This window comes from Leisingera sp. F5, from assembly GCF_001593695.1.
This window is the reverse complement of the sequence record NZ_LUKH01001477.1, coordinates 1-1,003: the sequence shown is the minus strand read 5'-3', so window position 1 is coordinate 1,003 and position 1,003 is coordinate 1. Positions and strand designations below refer to the sequence as shown.

The following is a 1,003-nucleotide window of genomic DNA, read 5'->3' as shown; positions in this document are numbered from 1 at the left end:
ATCATCCTCCACGAAACCCGGTGCCGGGTCTTCTGCCGAAGCTTCGGCAGCGGTTGGCTGCGGGACTGCCATTTGCTGCATCGCGGCCTGGCGGGCAGCCATTTCCTTGAGCATCTGCTGCTGCTCGTCCTCAGTCATCGGACGCACGCGGCCAAGCTGCTGGGACACTTCTTCACGCAAGGAATCGAGCATGCTTTCAAACAGCTGAAAACTTTCGTTCTTGTATTCATTGAGCGGATCACGCTGCGCATAGCCGCGGAAACCCACCACCGAGCGCAGATGCTCCAGCGTCAGCAGATGCTCGCGCCAGTTCTTGTCTATTGTCTGCAGCAGAACCTGCTTTTCAATATTGCGCATATTTTCCGGGCCAAATGCCTCGGTTTTTTCCGCCATCATCTTGTCAGATGCCTCAACCAGCCGCTCGCGGATCTGCTCGTCATCGACGCCTTCTTCGGCGGCCCACTCTGCCACCGGCGCGTCAATGCTCAGCATTTCGCGGACCTGCTCCTGCAGGCCTGCCGTGTCCCACTGATCGGCGTAGGTCTTTGCCGGCATGTGGGTGTCGAGCAGATCGTCGATCACTTCGTGACGCATGTCAGCGACAATCTCAGACAAATCCTCGGCGGCCATAATTTCGCGGCGCTGATTGAAGATCACCTTGCGTTGGTCGTTCATCACATCGTCGAACTTCAGCACGTTCTTGCGCATGTCGAAGTTGCGGCCTTCAACCTTGGCCTGGGCGCGTTCCAGAGATTTGTTCACCCAGGGATGAATGATCGCCTCGCCTTCCTTCATGCCAAGCGACGACAGCAGCTTGTCCAGGCGTTCAGACCCGAAGATGCGCATCAGGTCGTCTTCAAGGCTGAGATAGAACCGGGTACGGCCCGGGTCGCCCTGACGGCCTGAACGGCCGCGCAGCTGATTGTCGATGCGGCGGCTTTCGTGGCGCTCGGAAGCCATCACAAACAACCCGCCTGCGTCCAGCACCTTCTGCTTTTCCTCG

Annotated in this window: 1 pseudogene; it reads right to left on the bottom strand. The window is 58.4% G+C overall.

Annotated elements, in window-relative coordinates:
* Positions 1–1,003 (bottom strand): annotated as a pseudogene (locus A2I95_RS42390) (preprotein translocase subunit SecA); the annotation flags it as partial.